At 51.4% G+C, this 25,092-nt stretch carries 6 protein-coding genes; 4 read left to right on the top strand and 2 right to left on the bottom strand.

Annotated elements, in window-relative coordinates; genetic code table 11:
* Positions 1–64 precede the first annotated feature (64 nt).
* Entirely contained in the window at positions 65–19,381 is a 19,317-nt protein-coding gene (locus tag Q5H80_RS06395) for a Calx-beta domain-containing protein (RefSeq protein WP_304569284.1), read from the bottom strand.
* A gap of 400 nt (positions 19,382–19,781) precedes the next feature.
* Between Q5H80_RS06395 and Q5H80_RS06390 the strand changes: the two genes are divergently transcribed.
* From Q5H80_RS06390 to Q5H80_RS06375, 4 genes are all read left to right on the top strand, one after another.
* Positions 19,782–21,089, top strand: a complete 1,308-nt coding sequence (locus tag Q5H80_RS06390) for a TolC family outer membrane protein (protein WP_304569283.1) — start codon at positions 19,782–19,784, stop codon at positions 21,087–21,089.
* A complete protein-coding gene (locus Q5H80_RS06385; RefSeq protein WP_304569282.1) occupies positions 21,089–21,703 on the top strand; it encodes an OmpA family protein in 615 nt (204 codons plus the stop codon). Before Q5H80_RS06390 ends, Q5H80_RS06385 begins: the two co-directional genes overlap by 1 nt.
* A gap of 131 nt (positions 21,704–21,834) precedes the next feature.
* Positions 21,835–22,185, top strand: a complete 351-nt coding sequence (locus Q5H80_RS06380; RefSeq protein ID WP_017062305.1) for a DUF2750 domain-containing protein — start codon at positions 21,835–21,837, stop codon at positions 22,183–22,185.
* 161 nt (positions 22,186–22,346) lie between these two features.
* On the top strand, positions 22,347–24,380 hold the full coding sequence (locus tag Q5H80_RS06375; protein ID WP_304569281.1) for a tetratricopeptide repeat-containing diguanylate cyclase: 2,034 nt from the start codon (positions 22,347–22,349) through the stop codon (positions 24,378–24,380).
* Here the strand turns inward: Q5H80_RS06375 and queC are convergent.
* Entirely contained in the window at positions 24,340–25,035 is a 696-nt protein-coding gene (gene queC / locus Q5H80_RS06370; RefSeq protein WP_304569280.1) for a 7-cyano-7-deazaguanine synthase QueC, read from the bottom strand. The genes Q5H80_RS06375 and queC overlap by 41 nt on opposite strands.
* Positions 25,036–25,092 lie beyond the last annotated feature (57 nt).

Below are 25,092 nucleotides of genomic sequence, written 5' to 3'. Positions count from 1 at the left end.
CTTCTTAAGCGCGATTACTTTACTAAATTAAGATATAAAAAAAGGGCCTTTCGGCCCTTTTTGTTTAGTTGTCGTAGATTTTCAATATATCGTTTAATAGTCCATTCACATCTGAGATGGAACCGTTAGTGATATAACTATCAAATTGTTCAGCGCTATCTTGCAATATGATCTCCTGAGTTTTTCCACCATCTGTCACAGTCAACTTAAGATCTGCAGTTGACATATTGTCAGCACCTTCAAGAGAAATCCCAATCTTACTGCTTTGAAGTAGGCTATTAATACTGTCAGAAGAATCTGTATGAAGTAGATCGGAAATATCTATTTTATCATCACCCTTAGTAAAGTCTGTAATTGTGTCTTTCTCACCATGACGAACACCAGAACCTTGGTCGACAAACTTGAAGATATCATCATCACTACCGCCAGTTAAAATATCGTTACCAATACCACCGATAAGAATATCATCTCCAGCTCCGCCTTTAAGTGTATCGTTGCCCGTTCCACCTCGGAGGCCATCGGTACCTTCACCGCCGTCAATGACGTCATCGCCTGACCCGCCAAATATAACGTCTGAGCCACCTTCTCCGTAGATATAGTCACTACCACCGCCACCATGAGCAACATCCAAGTTTGCTGTACTATTATTAGTAGCAGCCATCTCACTATCTTCACCTTGGTTAGGGTTAAGTATTACGTTCGAATCGCGACCTTGAGTGAAAACATCTTTAATATAAGTATTTATCGCATCTTGGTTAGATGCTTGCCCAGTATTTTGGTCCAAGACAGCGTGGCTGTCGCCAAGATAAATGACATCGTCACCCTGGCCAGTCCAAACAGCATCGCCAGCATCACCAACATTGATTGATACGCCTTTATTAATATCAACATTGTCTACAATCTTGTTGTAACCCGCTTGCCCATTGGTTACGGCAGGTGATCCTATCCAACTCAAATTATCATGAAGAACTTTAACAGAATCGATCATCTTGCCTGTAGACGACACATCTACGCTGCCTTTTGAACCCATAACATCGAATGAAATGTTACTACTGCTTGTATCACCATCACCATCTTTGAATGTGTAATCGAAGTCTACCGTTTCAGGTCTAGCTTGTGGTTTACCCCCAAACTTGTACGAACCCGTATCCATATCGATACTCAAAGTGTACTTGCCATCGACCGTGACTTTTAACTCGTTTGTTGATTCATTTTTGGTAAAGCTGATCTTAGAGTTCTGTCCGGTAGAACGGATAGTTGTACCATCAAAATTGAAAGTAACGCCATCAATCACTAACTGGCTAACATAACCACCATCAGCGCCAAAACCACCATTAGTTACCAATGAACCTGTAACCGTTTGGATTATTGGCTGAGTCAATATATCTGTTAGTTCGTTCGACGTACCAATAACAATCGCTGAAGAATCAGTTCCAGTGAGACCATCGTGAGAAACTAAATCAATTTGCCCTTTATCAAGACTGCCTCCTTTTATACCGATAGCTTGAGAGGTGATACCATTTTCGTTTAAATGTTTAGTCCAAGCTTTAGCTTCCCAAGAATCTATCCTGTCATTTTGATTTGGAACTCCATCAGTAATAAAATAACTGACATTATTCGCATCTGGGAGCCTACTATCTTCATCATGATCCCATGACGTACGGGCTTTAACTAAAGCATCATCATAATCGGTATTATTCTTAGGTTTCAATTTGTTAATTTGTGAAATAGCCTCACTAACAGAGAACCAAGATTTACTGCCGTCATGTATGAGTTTAGCGTTCCCAGTAAATGTTACGATTTGCACTTTTACATCGCCAAGCGTGTCATATTGCTGGAGCATCTTAGCAAGAGACTCTTTTAAAATGTCTAAACGAGATTTACCCGATACATCGGAGTCGTAGCCCATAGAGCCAGATACATCAATTACCAACTGAATATTTGTATCTGATTTCGTTTCTGGGGTAACTGCCACATCAATATCTGTTGCTACTGGCTGATCATCTTCGATTGAAACCGTAATTTGACCACCTGAGCTCTTCAGCCCCGAAGTGTCTTTAGCAATGACAGGGATCTGAATGACTAAATTGTCTTCACCATTAATATTCGGGTGGTCCACCGGAGCTTTCAATTGTATCTCGTAGTGGCCATTACGATCCAATGTTGCTTCAATAACAACGTTTCCGTTGGCTGTACCTGTTAGTGCATGACCATCAGGCGATACCGCCCAAACAATAGTATGCCCTTCTGATGTCAAAGGCTGACCTGTCGATGTTGTAATGTTAATTGAGCTTGTTTCACTAAATACGGTGTCAGACAAGTTGTTATTAGCGTCAGTAATAACAAGGTTACCCTGTATAGAGTGACCATCCGTAGAGTCAGTAGATAAACCTCCAGTATCTGTGATACCACCCGCTAGGCCTTCTTCTGAAACGCTGACAGATTGGTTTTTGATTACAGGTGCAACTTCATTATCTAGTATTGAACCTGTACCAGTATCACCACCAATAGTAATCGTGTAATTTTCAGTATTTTCTACAAGAACGTCATCTAATGTCGGAACAATAACTTTAAAGTAAGATACGCCTTTAGGCACAATAATAGATTGCTTATCTGCACTCAGTTTAACGCCATCCGTAAACGAAATGTCTGCTTTTCTAACATCACTACTATTTGGGAAGTTAAATGAGTATGTCACGTCTACATCAGAAGAACCTGTCAGTAAAACGCTATACTCTAAAGCCCCCCCCTCAATTACCGCACGAGCATTAGCAACATTTACAGATGGTTTATCAGAAGCGTCTTCATTTATAGAGCCCGTAGCTGATACACCATGCTGACCGTGATTAATGATTACATCTTTACTAGCATCAGTTGAAGATTGGAAAGGTATCTCACTCAACTTAATCCCAAAGTCTTCTGATGTTTCGAAGCGGTTATCATTTACTGTATCTACATTAACTTTGAAATCCGTAACTTTAGCAGGAAGAGTGAATGTGCCATCCACCTCATTCACCGAAATAGTCTTAATAATTCCGCCAGAAATATAAGTGACTGTAACCCCGGCAAACGGCTTACTAATGTCTGAAGCTAAATCCGCAAGGTTTGCTTTGCCAGCGCCATTAGAAAATTCAAACTCGACTTTCATATCAATAGACGCTTCAGACACCTTCGACAGATGCCCATCAAATACGGCTGTGCTTCCTTCATCAACAGCATCAGCATTTGTTAATGTAAGCGTAGGGTTATCTGTATGATCTAATTTAATTGTACCTTGGCCTTTCAGATCAGAATTAGCTTCATCAATACTTGACGTTCCGCCGACCTGAGATTTTGTATCTACAATGTGTAGTCCAAAACGTTCAGTCCATTCAAATTTATCGTCTTGCACGGTTTGAACCGTCACACGAAGTTCAGTAATCCCAGCAGGGATTTCTACAAAGCCATTTACAACATTAGCAACCTGGAATACACCATTATTATCTTTATATTCGTAAGTTAGGCTATTGGTATCAATATCATCAAATTCGGTATCGTAACCATTCGTTGTCGCTTCAAATTTAACATACTGTTTTTCAGACGAAGCTTCATTTAATGTAACTTTGAATGATGCCTTATCTCCTTCATCTACAGGCGCAGCATCGTGGACTTTGATAGTTACATCATGATCAGTGATGCTCGTCTCTTTGCTTGCGCCCGTCAGGTTCAGTTTCTCGAACACATCCGCGCCGCCCGACGTTTTCACGCCCGTCACTTTCACAACGAACGTTTCACTGCCTTCCGCCAGTTTGTCGTCCACCGTGGCGATGTTGAACGTCGCCGTCGTGCCGTCGGCATTGACGGTCGCTTGCAGCGTCTCAACGATGTCGTCGCCCGACGCCGTTTTGTATTCGTACGCTAAGGTGATCACCGTGCCCGCTGGCACCTTGTCGCTTAACGTCACCGTGTAATCGGTGCTGGTTGCGCCTTCCACGATGCTGTCTGGGCCGTTGAGCGTGACCGTCACGGTGTCTTCGCCCGTTGGCGCGCTTTCGTCAGTGATGCTCGTCTCTTTGCTTGCGCCCGTCAGGTTCAGTTTCTCGAACACATCCGCGCCGCCCGACGTTTTCACGCCCGTCACTTTCACAACGAACGTTTCACTGCCTTCCGCCAGTTTGTCGTCCACCGTGGCGATGTTGAACGTCGCGGTCTTGCCGTCGGCATTGACGGTCGCTTGCAGCGTCTCAACGATGTCGTCGCCCGACGCCGTTTTGTATTCGTACGCTAAGGTGATCACCGTGCCCGCTGGCACCTTGTCGCTTAACGTCACCGTGTAATCGGTGCTGGTTGCGCCTTCCACGATGCTGTCTGGACCGTTGAGCGTGACCGTCACGGTGTCTTCGCCCGTTGGCGCGCTTTCGTCAGTGATGCTCGTCTCTTTGCTTGCGCCCGTCAGGTTCAGTTTCTCGAACACATCCGCGCCGCCCGATGTTTTCACGCCCGTCACTTTCACAACGAACGTTTCACTGCCTTCCGCCAGTTTGTCGTCCACCGTGGCGATGTTGAACGTCGCCGTCGTGCCGTCGGCATTGACGGTCGCTTGCAGCGTCTCAACGATGTCGTCGCCCGACGCCGTTTTGTATTCGTACGCTAAGGTGATCACCGTGCCCGCTGGCACCTTGTCGCTTAACGTCACCGTGTAATCGGTGCTGGTTGCGCCTTCCACGATGCTGTCTGGGCCGTTGAGCGTGACCGTCACGGTGTCTTCGCCCGTTGGCGCGCTTTCGTCAGTGATGCTCGTCTCTTTGCTTGCGCCCGTCAGGTTCAGTTTCTCGAACACATCCGCGCCGCCCGACGTTTTCACGCCCGTCACTTTCACAACGAACGTTTCACTGCCTTCCGCCAGTTTGTCGTCCACCGTGGCGATGTTGAACGTCGCGGTCTTGCCGTCGGCATTGACGGTCGCTTGCAGCGTCTCAACGATGTCGTCGCCCGACGCCGTTTTGTATTCGTACGCTAAGGTGATCACCGTGCCCGCTGGCACCTTGTCGCTTAACGTCACCGTGTAATCGGTGCTGGTTGCGCCTTCCACGATGCTGTCTGGACCGTTGAGCGTGACCGTCACGGTGTCTTCGCCCGTTGGCGCGCTTTCGTCAGTGATGCTCGTCTCTTTGCTTGCGCCCGTCAGGTTCAGTTTCTCGAACACATCCGCGCCGCCCGATGTTTTCACGCCCGTCACTTTCACAACGAACGTTTCACTGCCTTCCGCCAGTTTGTCGTCCACCGTGGCGATGTTGAACGTCGCCGTCTTGCCGTCGGCATTGACGGTCGCTTGCAGCGTCTCAACGATGTCGTCGCCCGACGCCGTTTTGTATTCGTACGCTAAGGTGATCACCGTGCCCGCTGGCACCTTGTCGCTTAACGTTACTGTGTAATCGGTGCTGGTTGCGCCTTCCACGATGCTGTCTGGGCCGTTGAGCGTGACCGTCACGGTGTCTTCGCCCGTTGGCGCGCTTTCGTCAGTGATGCTCGTCTCTTTGCTTGCGCCCGTCAGGTTCAGTTTCTCGAACACATCCGCGCCGCCCGACGTTTTCACGCCCGTCACTTTCACAACGAACGTTTCACTGCCTTCCGCCAGTTTGTCGTCCACCGTGGCGATGTTGAACGTCGCCGTCTTGCCGTCGGCATTGACGGTCGCTTGCAGCGTCTCAACGATGTCGTCGCCCGACGCCGTTTTGTATTCGTACGCTAAGGTGATCACCGTGCCCGCTGGCACCTTGTCGCTTAACGTCACCGTGTAATCGGCGCTGGTTGCGCCTTCCACGATGCTGTCTGGACCGTTGAGCGTGACCGTCACGGTGTCTTCGCCCGTTGGCGCGCTTTCGTCAGTGATGCTCGTCTCTTTGCTTGCGCCCGTCAGGTTCAGTTTCTCGAACACATCCGCGCCGCCCGACGTTTTCACGCCCGTCACTTTCACAACGAACGTTTCACTGCCTTCCGCCAGTTTGTCGTCCACCGTGGCGATGTTGAACGTCGCGGTCTTGCCGTCGGCATTGACGGTCGCTTGCAGCGTCTCAACGATGTCGTCGCCCGACGCCGTTTTGTATTCGTACGCTAAGGTGATCACCGTGCCCGCTGGCACCTTGTCGCTTAACGTCACCGTGTAATCGGTGCTGGTTGCGCCTTCCACGATGCTGTCTGGGCCGTTGAGCGTGACCGTCACGGTGTCTTCGCCCGTTGGCGCGCTTTCGTCAGTGATGCTCGTCTCTTTGCTTGCGCCCGTCAGGTTCAGTTTCTCGAACACATCCGCGCCGCCCGACGTTTTCACGCCCGTCACTTTCACAACGAACGTTTCACTGCCTTCCGCCAGTTTGTCGTCCACCGTGGCGATGTTGAACGTCGCCGTCTTGCCGTCGGCATTGACGGTCGCTTGCAGCGTCTCAACGATGTCGTCGCCCGACGCCGTTTTGTATTCGTACGCTAAGGTGATCACCGTGCCCGCTGGCACCTTGTCGCTTAACGTCACCGTGTAATCGGTGCTGGTTGCGCCTTCCACGATGCTGTCTGGGCCGTTGAGCGTGACCGTCACGGTGTCTTCGCCCGTTGGCGCGCTTTCGTCAGTGATGCTCGTCTCTTTGCTTGCGCCCGTCAGGTTCAGTTTCTCGAACACATCCGCGCCGCCCGACGTTTTCACGCCCGTCACTTTCACAACGAACGTTTCACTGCCTTCCGCCAGTTTGTCGTCCACCGTGGCGATGTTGAACGTCGCCGTCTTGCCGTCGGCATTGACGGTCGCTTGCAGCGTCTCAACGATGTCGTCGCCCGACGCCGTTTTGTATTCGTACGCTAAGGTGATCACCGTGCCCGCTGGCACCTTGTCGCTTAACGTCACCGTGTAATCGGCGCTGGTTGCGCCTTCCACGATGCTGTCTGGACCGTTGAGCGTGACCGTCACGGTGTCTTCGCCCGTTGGCGCGCTTTCGTCAGTGATGCTCGTCTCTTTGCTTGCGCCCGTCAGGTTCAGTTTCTCGAACACATCCGCGCCGCCCGACGTTTTCACGCCCGTCACTTTCACAACGAACGTTTCACTGCCTTCCGCCAGTTTGTCGTCCACCGTGGCGATGTTGAACGTCGCGGTCTTGCCGTCGGCATTGACGGTCGCTTGCAGCGTCTCAACGATGTCGTCGCCCGACGCCGTTTTGTATTCGTACGCTAAGGTGATCACCGTGCCCGCTGGCACCTTGTCGCTTAACGTCACCGTGTAATCGGTGCTGGTTGCGCCTTCCACGATGCTGTCTGGGCCGTTGAGCGTGACCGTCACGGTGTCTTCGCCCGTTGGCGCGCTTTCGTCAGTGATGCTCGTCTCTTTGCTTGCGCCCGTCAGGTTCAGTTTCTCGAACACATCCGCGCCGCCCGACGTTTTCACGCCCGTCACTTTCACAACGAACGTTTCACTGCCTTCCGCCAGTTTGTCGTCCACCGTGGCGATGTTGAACGTCGCCGTCTTGCCGTCGGCATTGACGGTCGCTTGCAGCGTCTCAACGATGTCGTCGCCCGACGCCGTTTTGTATTCGTACGCTAAGGTGATCACCGTGCCCGCTGGCACCTTGTCGCTTAACGTCACCGTGTAATCGGTGCTGGTTGCGCCTTCCACGATGCTGTCTGGGCCGTTGAGCGTGACCGTCACGGTGTCTTCGCCCGTTGGCGCGCTTTCGTCAGTGATGCTCGTCTCTTTGCTTGCGCCCGTCAGGTTCAGTTTCTCGAACACATCCGCGCCGCCCGACGTTTTCACGCCCGTCACTTTCACAACGAACGTTTCACTGCCTTCCGCCAGTTTGTCGTCCACCGTGGCGATGTTGAACGTCGCCGTCTTGCCGTCGGCATTGACGGTCGCTTGCAGCGTCTCAACGATGTCGTCGCCCGACGCCGTTTTGTATTCGTACGCTAAGGTGATCACCGTGCCCGCTGGCACCTTGTCGCTTAACGTCACCGTGTAATCGGTGCTGGTTGCGCCTTCCACGATGCTGTCTGGGCCGTTGAGCGTGACCGTCACGGTGTCTTCGCCCGTTGGCGCGCTTTCGTCAGTGATGCTCGTCTCTTTGCTCGCGCCCGTCAGGTTCAGTTTCTCGAACACATCCGCGCCGCCCGACGTTTTCACGCCCGTCACTTTCACAACGAACGTTTCACTGCCTTCCGCCAGTTTGTCGTCCACCGTGGCGATGTTGAACGTCGCCGTCGTGCCGTCGGCATTGACGGTCGCTTGCAGCGTCTCAACGATGTCGTCGCCCGACGCCGTTTTGTATTCGTACGCTAAGGTGATCACCGTGCCCGCTGGCACCTTGTCGCTTAACGTCACCGTGTAATCGGTGCTGGTTGCGCCTTCCACGATGCTGTCTGGGCCGTTGAGCGTGACCGTCACGGTGTCTTCGCCCGTTGGCGCGCTTTCGTCAGTGATGCTCGTCTCTTTGCTTGCGCCCGTCAGGTTCAGTTTCTCGAACACATCCGCGCCGCCCGACGTTTTCACGCCCGTCACTTTCACAACGAACGTTTCACTGCCTTCCGCCAGTTTGTCGTCCACCGTGGCGATGTTGAACGTCGCGGTCTTGCCGTCGGCATTGACGGTCGCTTGCAGCGTCTCAACGATGTCGTCGCCCGACGCCGTTTTGTATTCGTACGCTAAGGTGATCACCGTGCCCGCTGGCACCTTGTCGCTTAACGTTACTGTGTAATCGGTGCTGGTTGCGCCTTCCACGATGCTGTCTGGGCCGTTGAGCGTGACCGTCACGGTGTCTTCGCCCGTTGGCGCGCTTTCATCAGTGATGCTCGTCTCTTTGCTTGCGCCCGTCAGGTTCAGTTTCTCGAACACATCCGCGCCGCCCGACGTTTTCACGCCCGTCACTTTCACAACGAACGTTTCACTGCCTTCCGCCAGTTTGTCGTCCACCGTGGCGATGTTGAACGTCGCCGTCTTGCCGTCGGCATTGACGGTCGCTTGCAGCGTCTCAACGATGTCGTCGCCCGACGCCGTTTTGTATTCGTACGCTAAGGTGATCACCGTGCCCGCTGGCACCTTGTCGCTTAACGTCACCGTGTAATCGGTGCTGGTTGCGCCTTCCACGATGCTGTCTGGGCCGTTGAGCGTGACCGTCACGGTGTCTTCGCCCGTTGGCGCGCTTTCGTCAGTGATGCTCGTCTCTTTGCTCGCGCCCGTCAGGTTCAGTTTCTCGAACACATCCGCGCCGCCCGACGTTTTCACGCCCGTCACTTTCACAACGAACGTTTCACTGCCTTCCGCCAGTTTGTCGTCCACCGTGGCGATGTTGAACGTCGCCGTCTTGCCGTCGGCATTGACGGTCGCTTGCAGCGTCTCAACGATGTCGTCGCCCGACGCCGTTTTGTATTCGTACGCTAAGGTGATCACCGTGCCCGCTGGCACCTTGTCGCTTAACGTCACCGTGTAATCGGTGCTGGTTGCGCCTTCCACGATGCTGTCTGGGCCGTTGAGCGTGACCGTCACGGTGTCTTCGCCCGTTGGCGCGCTTTCGTCAGTGATGCTCGTCTCTTTGCTCGCGCCCGTCAGGTTCAGTTTCTCGAACACATCCGCGCCGCCCGACGTTTTCACGCCCGTCACTTTCACAACGAACGTTTCACTGCCTTCCGCCAGTTTGTCGTCCACCGTGGCGATGTTGAACGTCGCCGTCGTGCCGTCGGCATTGACGGTCGCTTGCAGCGTCTCAACGATGTCGTCGCCCGACGCCGTTTTGTATTCGTACGCTAAGGTGATCACCGTGCCCGCTGGCACCTTGTCGCTTAACGTCACCGTGTAATCGGTGCTGGTTGCGCCTTCCACGATGCTGTCTGGACCGTTGAGCGTGACCGTCACGGTGTCTTCGCCCGTTGGCGCGCTTTCGTCAGTGATGCTCGTCTCTTTGCTTGCGCCCGTCAGGTTCAGTTTCTCGAACACATCCGCGCCGCCCGACGTTTTCACGCCCGTCACTTTCACAACGAACGTTTCACTGCCTTCCGCCAGTTTGTCGTCCACCGTGGCGATGTTGAACGTCGCCGTCTTGCCGTCGGCATTGACGGTCGCTTGCAGCGTCTCAACGATGTCGTCGCCCGACGCCGTTTTGTATTCGTACGCTAAGGTGATCACCGTGCCCGCTGGCACCTTGTCGCTTAACGTTACTGTGTAATCGGTGCTGGTTGCGCCTTCCACGATGCTGTCTGGGCCGTTGAGCGTGACCGTCACGGTGTCTTCGCCCGTTGGCGCGCTTTCGTCAGTGATGCTCGTCTCTTTGCTTGCGCCCGTCAGGTTCAGTTTCTCGAACACATCCGCGCCGCCCGATGTTTTCACGCCCGTCACTTTCACAACGAACGTTTCACTGCCTTCCGCCAGTTTGTCGTCCACCGTGGCGATGTTGAACGTCGCCGTCGTGCCGTCGGCATTGACGGTCGCTTGCAGCGTCTCAACGATGTCGTCGCCCGACGCCGTTTTGTATTCGTACGCTAAGGTGATCACCGTGCCCGCTGGCACCTTGTCGCTTAACGTCACCGTGTAATCGGTGCTGGTTGCGCCTTCCACGATGCTGTCTGGGCCGTTGAGCGTGACCGTCACGGTGTCTTCGCCCGTTGGCGCGCTTTCGTCAGTGATGCTCGTCTCTTTGCTTGCGCCCGTCAGGTTCAGTTTCTCGAACACATCCGCGCCGCCCGTCGTTTTCACGCCCGTCACTTTCACAACGAACGTTTCACTGCCTTCCGCCAGTTTGTCGTCCACCGTGGCGATGTTGAACGTCGCCGTCTTGCCGTCGGCATTGACGGTCGCTTGCAGCGTCTCAACGATGTCGTCGCCCGACGCCGTTTTGTATTCGTACGCTAAGGTGATCACCGTGCCCGCTGGCACCTTGTCGCTTAACGTCACCGTGTAATCGGTGCTGGTTGCGCCTTCCACGATGCTGTCTGGACCGTTGAGCGTGACCGTCACGGTGTCTTCGCCCGTTGGCGCGCTTTCGTCAGTGATGCTCGTCTCTTTGCTTGCGCCCGTCAGGTTCAGTTTCTCGAACACATCCGCGCCGCCCGACGTTTTCACGCCCGTCACTTTCACAACGAACGTTTCACTGCCTTCCGCCAGTTTGTCGTCCACCGTGGCGATGTTGAACGTCGCCGTCGTGCCGTCGGCATTGACGGTCGCTTGCAGCGTCTCAACGATGTCGTCGCCCGACGCCGTTTTGTATTCGTACGCTAAGGTGATCACCGTGCCCGCTGGCACCTTGTCGCTTAACGTCACTGTGTAATCGGTGCTGGTTGCGCCTTCCACGATGCTGTCTGGGCCGTTGAGCGTGACCGTCACGGTGTCTTCGCCCGTTGGCGCGCTTTCGTCAGTGATGCTCGTCTCTTTGCTTGCGCCCGTCAGGTTCAGTTTCTCGAACACATCCGCGCCGCCCGTCGTTTTCACGCCCGTCACTTTCACAACGAACGTTTCACTGCCTTCCGCCAGTTTGTCGTCCACCGTGGCGATGTTGAACGTCGCCGTCTTGCCGTCGGCATTGACGGTCGCTTGCAGCGTCTCAACGATGTCGTCGCCCGACGCCGTTTTGTATTCGTACGCTAAGGTGATCACCGTGCCCGCTGGCACCTTGTCGCTTAACGTCACCGTGTAATCGGTGCTGGTTGCGCCTTCCACGATGCTGTCTGGACCGTTGAGCGTGACCGTCACGGTGTCTTCGCCCGTTGGCGCGCTTTCGTCAGTGATGCTCGTCTCTTTGCTTGCGCCCGTCAGGTTCAGTTTCTCGAACACATCCGCGCCGCCCGACGTTTTCACGCCCGTCACTTTCACAACGAACGTTTCACTGCCTTCCGCCAGTTTGTCGTCCACCGTGGCGATGTTGAACGTCGCCGTCTTGCCGTCGGCATTGACGGTCGCTTGCAGCGTCTCAACGATGTCGTCGCCCGACGCCGTTTTGTATTCGTACGCTAAGGTGATCACCGTGCCCGCTGGCACCTTGTCGCTTAACGTTACTGTGTAATCGGTGCTGGTTGCGCCTTCCACGATGCTGTCTGGGCCGTTGAGCGTGACCGTCACGGTGTCTTCGCCCGTTGGCGCGCTTTCGTCAGTGATGCTCGTCTCTTTGCTTGCGCCCGTCAGGTTCAGTTTCTCGAACACATCCGCGCCGCCCGTCGTTTTCACGCCCGTCACTTTCACAACGAACGTTTCACTGCCTTCCGCCAGTTTGTCGTCCACCGTGGCGATGTTGAACGTCGCCGTCTTGCCGTCGGCATTGACGGTCGCTTGCAGCGTCTCAACGATGTCGTCGCCCGACGCCGTTTTGTATTCGTACGCTAAGGTGATCACCGTGCCCGCTGGCACCTTGTCGCTTAACGTCACCGTGTAATCGGTGCTGGTTGCGCCTTCCACGATGCTGTCTGGACCGTTGAGCGTGACCGTCACGGTGTCTTCGCCCGTTGGCGCGCTTTCGTCAGTGATGCTCGTCTCTTTGCTTGCGCCCGTCAGGTTCAGTTTCTCGAACACATCCGCGCCGCCCGATGTTTTCACGCCCGTCACTTTCACAACGAACGTTTCACTGCCTTCCGCCAGTTTGTCGTCCACCGTGGCGATGTTGAACGTCGCCGTCGTGCCGTCGGCATTGACGGTCGCTTGCAGCGTCTCAACGATGTCGTCGCCCGACGCCGTTTTGTATTCGTACGCTAAGGTGATCACCGTGCCCGCTGGCACCTTGTCGCTTAACGTTACTGTGTAATCGGTGCTGGTTGCGCCTTCCACGATGCTGTCTGGGCCGTTGAGCGTGACCGTCACGGTGTCTTCGCCCGTTGGCGCGCTTTCGTCAGTGATGCTCGTCTCTTTGCTTGCGCCCGTCAGGTTCAGTTTCTCGAACACATCCGCGCCGCCCGACGTTTTCACGCCCGTCACTTTCACAACGAACGTTTCACTGCCTTCCGCCAGTTTGTCGTCCACCGTGGCGATGTTGAACGTCGCGGTCTTGCCGTCGGCATTGACGGTCGCTTGCAGCGTCTCAACGATGTCGTCGCCCGACGCCGTTTTGTATTCGTACGCTAAGGTGATCACCGTGCCCGCTGGCACCTTGTCGCTTAACGTTACTGTGTAATCGGTGCTGGTTGCGCCTTCCACGATGCTGTCTGGGCCGTTGAGCGTGACCGTCACGGTGTCTTCGCCCGTTGGCGCGCTTTCGTCAGTGATGCTCGTCTCTTTGCTTGCGCCCGTCAGGTTCAGTTTCTCGAACACATCCGCGCCGCCCGACGTTTTCACGCCCGTCACTTTCACAACGAACGTTTCACTGCCTTCCGCCAGTTTGTCGTCCACCGTGGCGATGTTGAACGTCGCGGTCTTGCCGTCGGCATTGACGGTCGCTTGCAGCGTCTCAACGATGTCGTCGCCCGACGCCGTTTTGTATTCGTACGCTAAGGTGATCACCGTGCCCGCTGGCACCTTGTCGCTTAACGTTACTGTGTAATCGGTGCTGGTTGCGCCTTCCACGATGCTGTCTGGGCCGTTGAGCGTGACCGTCACGGTGTCTTCGCCCGTTGGCGCGCTTTCATCAGTGATGCTCGTCTCTTTGCTTGCGCCCGTCAGGTTCAGTTTCTCGAACACATCCGCGCCGCCCGACGTTTTCACGCCCGTCACTTTCACAACGAACGTTTCACTGCCTTCCGCCAGTTTGTCGTCCACCGTGGCGATGTTGAACGTCGCCGTCTTGCCGTCGGCATTGACGGTCGCTTGCAGCGTCTCAACGATGTCGTCGCCCGACGCCGTTTTGTATTCGTACGCTAAGGTGATCACCGTGCCCGCTGGCACCTTGTCGCTTAACGTTACTGTGTAATCGGTGCTGGTTGCGCCTTCCACGATGCTGTCTGGGCCGTTGAGCGTGACCGTCACGGTGTCTTCGCCCGTTGGCGCGCTTTCGTCAGTGATGCTCGTCTCTTTGCTTGCGCCCGTCAGGTTCAGTTTCTCGAACACATCCGCGCCGCCCGACGTTTTCACGCCCGTCACTTTCACAACGAACGTTTCACTGCCTTCCGCCAGTTTGTCGTCCACCGTGGCGATGTTGAACGTCGCGGTCTTGCCGTCGGCATTGACGGTCGCTTGCAGCGTCTCAACGATGTCGTCGCCCGACGCCGTTTTGTATTCGTACGCTAAGGTGATCACCGTGCCCGCTGGCACCTTGTCGCTTAACGTCACCGTGTAATCGGTGCTGGTTGCGCCTTCCACGATGCTGTCTGGGCCGTTGAGCGTGACCGTCACGGTGTCTTCGCCCGTTGGCGCGCTTTCGTCAGTGATGCTCGTCTCTTTGCTCGCGCCCGTCAGGTTCAGTTTCTCGAACACATCCGCGCCGCCCGACGTTTTCACGCCCGTCACTTTCACAACGAACGTTTCACTGCCTTCCGCCAGTTTGTCGTCCACCGTTACGATGTTGAACGTCGCGGTCTTGCCGTCGGCATTGACGGTCGCTTGCAGCGTCTCAACGATGTCGTCGCCCGACGCCGTTTTGTATTCGTACGCTAAGGTGATCACCGTGCCCGCTGGCACCTTGTCGCTTAACGTCACCGTGTAATCGGTGCTGGTTGCGCCTTCCACGATGCTGTCTGGGCCGTTGAGCGTGACCGTCACGGTGTCTTCGCCCGTTGGCGCGCTTTCGTCAGTGATGCTCGTCTCTTTGCTCGCGCCCGTCAGGTTCAGTTTCTCGAACACATCCGCGCCGCCCGACGTTTTCACGCCCGTCACTTTCACAACGAACGTTTCACTGCCTTCCGCCAGTTTGTCGTCCACCGTGGCGATGTTGAACGTCGCCGTCTTGCCGTCGGCATTGACGGTCGCTTGCAGCGTCTCAACGATGTCGTCGCCCGACGCCGTTTTGTATTCGTACGCTAAGGTGATCACCGTGCCCGCTGGCACCTTGTCGCTTAACGTTACTGTGTAATCGGTGCTGGTTGCGCCTTCCACGATGCTGTCTGGGCCGTTGAGCGTGACCGTCACGGTGTCTTCGCCCGTTGGCGCGCTTTCGTCAGTGATGCTCGTCTCTTTGCTTGCGCCCGTCAGGTTCAGTTTCTCGAACACATCCGCCCCGCCCGACGTTTTCACGCCCGTCACTTTCACAACGAACGTTTCACTGCCTTCCGCCAGTTTGTCGTCCACCGTGGCGATGTTGAACGTCGCCGTCTTGCCGTCGGCATTGACGGTCGCTTGCAGCGTCTCAACGATGTCGTCGCCCGACGCCGTTTTGTATTCGTACGCTAAGGTGATCACCGTGCCCGCTGGCACCTTGTCGCTTAACGTCACCGTGTAATCGGTGCTGGTTGCGCCTTCCACGATGCTGTCTGGGCCGTTGAGCGTGACCGTCACGGTGTCTTCGCCCGTTGGCGCGCTTTCGTCAGTGATGCTCGTCTCTTTGCTTGCGCCCGTCAGGTTCAGTTTCTCGAACACATCCGCGCCGCCCGATGTTTTCACGCCCGTCACTTTCACAACGAACGTTTCACTGCCTTCCGCCAGTTTGTCGTCCACCGTGGCGATGTTGAACGTCGCCGTCTTGCCGTCGGCATTGACGGTCGCTTGCAGCGTCTCAACGATGTCGTCGCCCGACGCCGTTTTGTATTCGTACGCTAAGGTGATCACCGTGCCCGCTGGCACCTTGTCGCTTAACGTCACCGTGTAATCGGTGCTGGTTGCGCCTTCCACGATGCTGTCTGGGCCGTTGAGCGTGACCGTCACGGTGTCTTCGCCCGTTGGCGCGCTTTCGTCAGTGATGCTCGTCTCTTTGCTCGCGCCCGTCAGGTTCAGTTTCTCGAACACATCCGCGCCGCCCGACGTTTTCACGCCCGTCACTTTCACAACGAACGTTTCACTGCCTTCCGCCAGTTTGTCGTCCACCGTGGCGATGTTGAACGTCGCCGTCGTGCCGTCGGCATTGACGGTCGCTTGCAGCGTCTCAACGATGTCGTCGCCCGACGCCGTTTTGTATTCGTACGCTAAGGTGATCACCGTGCCCGCTGGCACCTTGTCGCTTAACGTCACCGTGTAATCGGTGCTGGTTGCGCCTTCCACGATGCTGTCTGGGCCGTTGAGCGTGACCGTCACGGTGTCTTCGCCCGTTGGCGCGCTTTCGTCAGTGATAGTTCCTGTACCAACATCAGATATATTTAGAGCATTGCTAGCATCCCCAACAGTCCCACTAACATTGACACTTAATTTGAAGTTTTCTGTCCCTTCTAGGTAGGGGTCATCTTGAGTTGCTACGGCGACGGTCATGCCCGTTGCGTTGCCTGGGATGCTCAACGTCTTGCCATTTTCTACGGTGGTGTTCACCGTTTGACCGTCCACCGTGTAGCTTACGTTCAGCATTACTTTGCCGCCCGTGGCTACAAAGTCTGCGATCTCAGCACTGTCGCTCACGTCCAAATCGAACTTATACGTCAGGTCGGCGTCGACCGCGTTCGACAGGCTCACGGTAAAGCTGGCGCTTTGGCCTTCAACCACTGGCGCCGCGTCACCAACCGTTAGCGTTGGTTTATCGTTGTCTGTAGGTTTACCTGGATCAACTGGGCCGGTGCCGTCATCTTTGATGGTTAGCTCACTGCTGTCGGAGCCCGTCACGCCCATTGCGCCCGTCACTTTCAGGCTCAGTTTCTCGTCGCCTTCGTATGTAGCGTCGTCTTTGGTCGCCACTTCTACGGTCAGTTTAGTTTCGCCCGCTTTTACGGTGTAAGAGCCGTCAGCGTTTGGTGTTACTACGTTACCTGCGGCATCTTTCACAACAACACTTGTGACGTCGTCCGCTGTTGCTGTTCCGTACAGGGTTTCTAGCGTTACGCTCACATCAACTGATGCAGCTTTGCTCAAGCTAACATCGAAACTTGCTGTCGAGCCTTCGTTGATGCTCTTGCTGTCTTCAATGCTCACCGATGGGCGATCGTCTGGGTTGGGATTGGTTGGGTCAACTGGACCTGTGCCGTCATCTTTGATGGTTAGATCACTGCTGTCGGTGCCCGTCACGCCTGTTGCGCCCGTCACTTTCAGGCTCAGTTTCTCGTCGCCTTCGTACGTCGCGTCGTCTTTGGTCGCCACTTCTACGGTCAGCTTAGTTTCACCCGCTTTCACCGTGTAAGAGCCGTCCGCGTTCGCCGATACAACATTACCCGCCGAGTCTTTCACCACAATGCTGGTGATGTCGTCCGCCGTCGCTGTACCGTAAAGCGTTTCTAGTGTAACGCTCACATCCACCGCTGCCGCTTTGGTTAACGTCACGTCAAAGCTCGCCGTTGAGCCTTCGTTGATGCTCTTGCTGTCTTCAATGCTCACACTTGGGCGGTCATCTGGATTCACTGGCGGATTGGTTGGGTCAACTGGACCTGTACCGTCATCTTTGATGGTTAGATCACTGCTGTCGGTGCCCGTTACGCCTGTCGCGCCGGTCACTTTCAGGCTCAGTTTCTCATCACCTTCGTACGTACCGTCATCTTTGGTCGCCACTTCTACGGTCAGTTTAGTTTCACCCGCTTTCACCGTGTAAGAGCCATCAGCGTTCGGTGTCACTACGTTACCTGCGGCATCTTTCACCACAACGCTGGTGATATCGTCTGCCGTCGCTGTGCCGTAAAGCGTTTCAATATCAACCGTCACATCCACCACTGCCGCTTTGGTTAGCGTTACGTCAAAGCTCGCTGTTGAGCCTTCGTTGATGCTCTTGCTGCCTTCGATGCTCACACTTGGGCGATCGTCTGGGTTTACTGGTGGAGTCGGATCGGTTGGGTCAACTGGACCTGTACCGTCATCTTTGATGGTCAACTCACCAGTTCCCGTGCCTGTCACTCCCGTGGCGCCGGTCACTTTCAGGCTCAATTTCTCATCACCTTCGTACGTGCCGTCGTCTTTGGTCGCCACTTCAACGATCAGCTTAGTTTCACCTGCTTTTACGGTGTAAGAGCCATCGGCATTCGCCGTCACTACGTTACCTGCGGCATCTTTCACCACAATGCTGGAGATATCGTCCGCGGTCGCGGTACCGTAAAGGGTTTCTAGCGTTATGCTCACGTCGACTGATGCAGCTTTGGTCAAGCTCACATCGAAACTTGCTGTCGAGCCTTCGTTGATGACTTTGCTGTCTTCAATGCTCACCGTTGGGCGGTCATCTGGATTGGGATTGGTCGGGTCAACCGGGCCTGTGCCGTCATCTTTAATGGTCAGTTCGCCCGTACCCGTGCCAGTTGCACCCGTTACGCCAGTCACTTTCAGGCTCAGCTTCTCATCGCCTTCGAACGTACCGTCGTCTTTGGTCTGGACTTCAACAACGAGTTTCGTTTCTCCCGCTTTAACGGTGTAGGAGCCGTCGGCGTTCGGTGTCACTACGTTACCTGCGGCATCTTTCACCACGATGCTGGTGATATCGTCTGCGGTCGCGGTACCGTAAAGGGTTTCTAGCGTTATGCTCACATCGACTGATGCCGCTTTGCTTAAGCTCACATCGAAACTTGCGGTCGAGCCTTCGTTGATAACTTTGCTGTCTTCGATGCTCACCGTTGGGCGGTCATCTGGATTGGGATTAGTCGGGTCAACAGGGCCTGTGCCATCATCTTTAATGGTCAGCTCACCGGTACCTGTTCCCGTCACGCCGGTTGCGCCCGTTACTTTCAGGCTCAGTTTCTCGTCACCTTCGAACGTGCCGTCGTCTTTGGTCGCGACTTCAACAACCAGCTTAGTTTCACCCGCTTTTACGGTGTAAGAGCCGTCAGCGTTTGGTGTTACTACGTTACCTACGGCATTTTTCACAACAACACTTGTGATGTCGTCCGCTGTTGCTGTTCCGTATAACGTCTCTAGCGTAATGCTGACATCACCTGACGCAGCTTTACTTAGACTTATTTCGAAAATTGCTGTTGAGCCTTCATTGATAATTTGGCTGTCTTCAATACTTACTGTTGGTTCAACTTCAATTGAACGGAATAAATCAAGTAAACTTAAGCTTTGAGTACGAGACAACCCCAGGCCTTCGAAACCTGTTGTTACAAATTCGGTAACGGGGATGGTTTCGTCACCATCACGCTCAATTGTCCCACTGCTAACTAAGCTCGATCCACGTACACCAGCAGCAGTTGCGAACTCTTCGCCTAACTCTGTAGGATCTTGCCCTTCTTCTAAAGCGGCAAAAATATTTTCAATATCTTGGTCAAGATCGACTTCATCGCCATCTTTCCCTTCTGGCGTAAAGCGCTTAACTGAAATCTGAGATTCAGAATTTGCATTTTGGGATTCTAAAACGACATCCCCAGCTTGTAATGGCTGGCCGTCTTCTAGGACCTTGATTGTGCCATCTATCGAAATAACAATGCGTTGACCTAATGCTAATGCACCGCTCGCATTCAATACTGTCATGTCCATATAAATCCCTAAACTCATTTTCTGTTTGCAACGTCAAAATAGTGACATCAATTTTATAATCTAGTGACAATATAACATCTAATGTCATATAATTCCTAGCTATGAATTGCATCTTTAATAACTTACAATGTAAACGAATGATAACGGTCACTGAGTGATAATTAAGATGACGAAAACTTCCATATAAGTTATTGTCTTAGGGAAAGATAACCCAAACACTCAAATCAAATTTAAGTACTCAAAATCGACTTAAATTGTACGGCGATCGGTTAACAACTTTACAACCATTTACGAATGCTCATTGGGCATTCGTTATTTTTTTGGCGGTTCATCTAAATTTGATATATTCGAGCTTAAAAGCGACAAAATTAGGTGATACTCCATTTTTGGGAGATTGAAATTGAACTGGATTAAAACGACTACATTAGGGTTGGCTATTGCACTCAGTTTACCGGCTAGCGCACAAACCTTAGAGCAAGCCGTCGCGTTTACTTTAGAAAGTAACCCTGAAATCAAAGCGGCATATAACCAGTACGTTAGTCAACGTTACCTTAACGATGCTTCTGGTGGAGCTTACCGCCCGAGTATAGATTTAGACGGTGGCATTGGTTACGAATATACGGATTTGGCAACGAATTCGAGCTCAACAGATCTAACGCGTAAAGAAGCAGCAATTACGTTGACACAACTCATTTGGGATGGCGCGAATACTTCTAACGACATTGATCGTACCGCTGCTGATGCAGAATCTGTCCGTTATCAATTACTATCTAGCGCTCAAGATATTGCACTGCAAGTAACCAAAGTCTATCTTGATTCAGTTAAAGCTTATGAAGTGCTTACACTTTCTGAAAACAATCTGGCGACGCACAAAAATATCTATATAGATATCAAGAAACGAGTTGATTCAGGCATTGGATCTACGGCAGACATGTCTCAGGTAGAAGCTCGTATTGCAAAAGCGCATGGTAATTTGCTAGCAGCACAAAATAATTTATTTGATGCCCATACTCAATTCAAACGCCTTGTTGGCCAAGCCCCACTAGGCTTAGTATATCCACGCGCTGATGCAGGTTCTATTCCTTATACGATCGACGGTGCTTTGGCAAAAGCCTTTAACCAACACCCGGTTATCAAAATTGCACAAGCTGACGTAGATTCAGCGAAGTTTCAATACAAACAGTCTAAGAGTACCAACTACCCGACTATTTCTTTTGAAGCCGCTCAAAGGTGGCGTGATGATGCGGGTGGTACGAAAGGCAGCAGCGATGAATTTTCTGCGATGCTTCGCTTAAAATACAATCTCTATAACGGTGGAGCCGATCAAGACCGTGCCGAAAGTGCCGCTTATCAACTCAATAAAGCAAAAGACCTACGTGAGAGTACTTACCGCAATGTAGAAGAAAGCTTACGCCTTTCATGGAGCGCACTTGACTTAACCGTCCAGCAAAAAGATTTCTTGTCAGATCACGTAGATTCAGCATCTGATACCGTTATCTCTTACGAAAAACAGTACCGAATTGGTAAGCGTACTCTTCTCGATTTACTTAACACCGAAAATGAACTCTTCGAAGCCCGTAAGGGATTTTTGGATGCTAAGTATGACGTACAATACGCAAAATACAGAGTCATGAATGCGACAGGTAATTTGTTGACAGGGTTACGTGTTGAGACCCCTCAAGAATGGAACGAAAAGGTAGAATATTAATGAAGCTCTTCAAAACGATACTCCCACTATGCTTCGTGGTTGCTTCTTCCAACATCATGGCTGAAACAAATGATGAGTTCACTTATCGTACACTTCCCGAGATCACACAGAGTTATGATCTCGAAGATGACGACAATGATGGCGTAATTAACGCTCGCGATTTATGTATTGATACACAAAAAGGCGCTGAGATAGATAATGATGGATGTGGCTCTTATTTCGAGTCCAGTGAACAAAAAGAACTTCACATTTTGTTTGCTAACGATTCTGCAGAAATCAAACCTGTATTCCTGGGCCAAATCCGCCAAATGGCCGCGTTTCTAAAACGTTACGAGAATACAAGTATTCAATTGCAAGGTTATGCCAGTAAAGTAGGTAATGCCGAATACAATCTGAAACTATCAGAAAAGCGAGCAAACAATGTAAGGCGTGCGCTTATCAGCAATGGCATTCCGCCATCTAGAGCCTACACCGTAGGGTACGGTGATGTAGGTTTCCGTGATAATGACACCGAGACTAACCATGCACTGAACAGAAAAGTTGTAGCCTCTGTGGTTGGATTTAAAGGTAACATCAAGGAAGAGTGGCATATATTTACTAAAATTGGTAAGTAGATTCAGCCTCACTCCAATCATACTGAAACGTTACGTAAACGTTTCAGTATCCTTATAATACCGTGATCGGCATATACCTAACCCTTGTATAATGTTAATCTTGTCTCGTTATCAACATAGAGAAATTATTCATGAGCAAACTAACCGCTGATACTCAAGCAAATCTAGAACTTTTCGTTTCTGAAACGCAAGAAACTAAACTGGTATGGGGCCTTCGCAACGAAGAAGGTTGGCTAGCATGTGACTCAAGTGAATTCGAAAACAGTGAAGTGATGCCGTTCTGGTCTTCAAAAGAGGACGCTCAGACTCACAACGTTGAAGAGTGGGCAGACTTCGAAGTATTAGAAATCCCACTAGATATCTTTGTAGAAGATTGGTTACTGACCCTAGCTGAAGATGGCGTTCTTGTCGGTACTAACTGGAATGCAACATTGGAAGGCAAAGAGCTTGAGCCTTCTGATCTAGCGAAATTATACATCTAGCTTCCAAGATCGGTCGTACATAGCGTACGACCGGTTACCCATAATAAGCCATTGAGAATTAGAGATTTACCTCACATAAAAAACCATCAACCTGCCAAAAAAATTGAAGCAACATCAAACTAACAATAGAATATCGTTCTTTATCTGATTGATATTATCTCGTGATTCACTCCATTTTCATTGCCTTTTTGCTTTTCATCAATCTTTATTCTTTTAGCCAAGCATCAACATCGGATCATGAATCTTATCCAACAATTAGCTCCTCGGCATTAGCTCCCCACACAACTCCAAATGCTGATTGGAACGCACTCTATCTCTCGACTCTAACTCATTCCCCTTCGCGCGCATTGAACATGCTGCAAACACGTTACACTAGCTCAACAACCTACGGGGATAAGCTCTACCTTTCGGCACTTCTATATCAATATATGAGCCAGCGCGAACAACCGTTTTATGGAATAGCTTCAAACGACAGTGAATACCAAGCAATAGAACAAGCATTTATCAATGCCCTAGTGGACGATGGTCAAGGCCTGTATAAGGAAGCTCAGCAAGGCTTTTTGTCCATATTAGTAAAAATGCAATCAATCAACGATGTTACAGGTAGAGCATTATTAAAATACCAATTATGTCGTTCTCTCAATGAGCAAGCTAAATATCATCAAGCGAACTATTATTGTTCTGCACTTCAGTCGGATTTACATGACATTGCTGACCCTGTATTACCAAAATTTGGCACTTATCGAGTGATCGCTAACAATCACCATTTCCGCAGCGATTATCAAGCCGCGCTAGATACTTACCTATCACTGATAAGCGTGTTCCCACAAGGACACGATATTTCGGGGATCTATAACGATGTGGGTAATTTGCTCAAAGAGTTACAGCAATATGATAAATCGGCTGAGTACCTCATAGAAGCACTCGCTCTGAGATCGGATGCTTCTGATTTGATGAAAGCACAAGTTCATCATAGCCTTGCAGATCTTTACCTTAACCAAGGACAAAGTGACCTAGCAATTAATCACTTTCAAAAAGCAAAAGCACTGTTGGCTACATCATCTCATAGCTACGGCATTGCGCTAACAACTCTTGGTTTAGGAAAGGCATACACGCAGACGAAGAACTATGATTTGGCGAGAGACTACTTAGTAGAGTCTCTATCGGCTTCAAGCAAGCTAAACAACGATGTCATTCGAATCAACGCTTTCTTGGCAATCAGCGATATGTTCGAAGATCAAAAACTTAAAGCGGAAGCGCTCAATTATGCACAACAAGCTTTGGAGCTATCCGAATTAGTCACAAGACACAAGTACACCGCTCAAGCACTACTTCAACTATCTGATATTCATCAAACACTCAGCGATTACAAGCAAGCTTTCTATTTCTATCAGCGATACTCCTTAATACAGTTCGAAACCCGAGATATAGATAACAGGTTGGCTTTTGAAGCACTAGATCTAGCTCATGCTAGGTACGAAAAAGAACTAGAGAGTTCTTTCCTGAGACATCAAGCAAATTTAGACCGACTTCAAATCGAAAAGATGGAACATCAAAGGATGGTGTATAACATCATTGTTATTCTATTGCTGTGTGCGGCTAGCTTTATGATCTTCACAAATAAGGCCATTCGTGCGAAAGCAGCAATCGATGCCATGACAAAGGCGTATAGTCGGACCGAGATAATACGAAGAGTCAAGCGTATCAAAGCCTGCAAAGGAACAGAAAAACAACATGTTCTCGTTTTGCTCGATCTAGATAAATTCAAGAAAATTAATGACCAATATGGCCACCCTACTGGTGATAGAGCACTCGTTCATATAAGTCAGCAAATAAGACAACATTTAATTAAAGGTGAGCTGTTCGGGCGCTTAGGCGGCGAAGAATTTCTGATTATGCTTACTGATACAAAACCAGCTGAAGTACAAGAGCGTGTAGAGGAGTTACATTATGCCATTTCAAGTGCAGTTTTCTTATCAGAAAACAAAAAGCCACTTAATGTAACCGCGAGTTTTGCTTATCTAGCAACCTCAAACGCATTAAGTGACTTTGATGACTTATATTCAGTGCTTGACCAGGCGCTGTATCAAGCAAAGAGTAACGGCCGAAACTGCATCATTGATGCTTATAATGAACCGATTGATTTACCAAAGGTTATTTATTCTCACCCTGCTTGCGGACCAACTCAGTCATAATACCTTCACGATCACCTAGGTAATCGTTAAGGCCAACTTTACGCAGTTCACACGCGGGGCAGTCGCCACAACCATCCCCTATAATGCCGTTGTAACAAGTCAGTGTTTTATTTCGAACAAGCTCAAGTGCTGAGTACTGGTCTGCCAACGCCCATGTTTCAGCTTTGTTCAGCCACATCAATGGGGTTTTGATATCAAGCTTCTGGTCCATGCCCTGTACAAGCGCAGAATTCATCGCTTTTACAAAATCATTGCGGCAATCAGGATAGCCAGAGAAATCTGTTTCACACACACCAGTAATCACAGTTTCAGCGCCGATTTGGTACGCGTAAATACCTGCCAAAGTTAAGAACAGAATATTACGACCAGGGACGAATGAGTTCGGCAGCCCATTTTCTTGCAACTCATGAGACACAGGAATATCGTCACGAGTCAGAGAGCTGATAGCCAGTTCATTCAACAGAGTCACATCCATCACTTTGTGCGCTTTAACACCAAGCTCTTTCGACAATGACTCAGCAACTTCAATCTCAAGTCTATGGCGCTGCCCATAATCAAACGTAATTGCATGAACTTCATCGTACTCTTTTAATGCTTGAACAAGACACGTTGTTGAGTCCTGACCACCACTGAATACTACAACTGCTTTTTTCATCTTAAATCCTTACGAGAATCTTTTACTAACTACTTATCTAGGCCAGCAAACAAATGC

Origin of the sequence: Vibrio sp. SNU_ST1 (assembly GCF_030563405.1) — a bacterium.
Lineage (GTDB): Bacteria > Pseudomonadota > Gammaproteobacteria > Enterobacterales > Vibrionaceae > Vibrio.
The sequence above is the reverse complement of the archived record's forward strand: the minus strand, read 5'-3'. Positions and strand labels throughout refer to the sequence as shown.